This window comes from Caballeronia sp. M23-90 (assembly GCF_053574605.1).
This window is the reverse complement of the sequence record NZ_JBSIPA010000894.1, coordinates 1-943: the sequence shown is the minus strand read 5'-3', so window position 1 is coordinate 943 and position 943 is coordinate 1. Positions and strand designations below refer to the sequence as shown.

Annotated in this window: 1 protein-coding gene; it reads right to left on the bottom strand. The window is 65.7% G+C overall.

Annotated features, from left to right (window positions below; translation table 11 throughout):
- The coding region (locus ACRXB1_RS36805) for a tetratricopeptide repeat protein (RefSeq protein ID WP_449494873.1) at positions 1-943 on the bottom strand (943 nt) is incomplete at both ends.

Here is a 943-nt window from a genome sequence, read left to right as displayed (position 1 = left end):
TTGCGCCGCTTGCGCTTCGCCACGCAGCTTGTTGATGCCGCCGGCCTTCGCCTGCTGCTCCGCGTTCAACTGGTTCGCAAACACCAGCGCTTCTTCACCGCGGCCTTGCGCGGCGAGTGCGCCGACGAGGCCGCGGATCGCATCGGGGTTATCGGCCTGACGGCGCAGTGCCATCCGGTACGCCTGTTCCGCGCCGCGCGGATCGCCGCTGCCAAGCAAGGTCTCGCCGAGCAAGGTCTGCGCGGTCGTGTCCGATGGATTCAACGCAATCGCGCGCTCGAACATCGACTTGGCTTTGGCAGTTTCGCCGTTGCTGCGTGCACCAATACCCGCGCTCGTGTAGCTCCAGTAAGTGGCGCTGGTCAGCGCGTCTTTCCAGCGCGCGGCGTTTCCGGCGCGCGATGCACGTTCGAGATAGGTGCGCGCTTCATCGAATTTTTCCTGCTTCAACGCGGCGACGCCCATGCCGCCGAGTGCATCGGCGTCATTCGGGCTTTGCGCCAGCACGGCCGAAAAACGGGCGCGTCCCGTGACGATATCGCCACGATCCAGCGCCGCAAAACCTTCGGCGACGGTGCGCCCGCGTGCATCGGTTGCGGCGCTGGCCTGCGAGCGTTCCTGCGCCTGTTTGTCCTGCTGGACCATCGAATCGAAGCGGGCCTTGACGGCGGGGTCATCCGGCGATGCCTGCAAATACGCCTGATACAAGGGCGCATCCGATGCCCGCGCGCCCAGCCACAACAACGCCTGGCGCCAGCTTTTCTTCGCTTCGTCGCCAACGGTGCTGTCGGTGCTCAACTGCGCAAGACGTGCGATGCCTTCGCGGCGGGTCGTATCGCGATAGGTCAGATGCTGGGCCAGGGCGAGCGTGTAACGCGGATCATTCGGGTTCTGCTTCGCGAGCTGCGTGAGGCCCTGGCGCGCCTGGTCCCAGCCTTGCGGA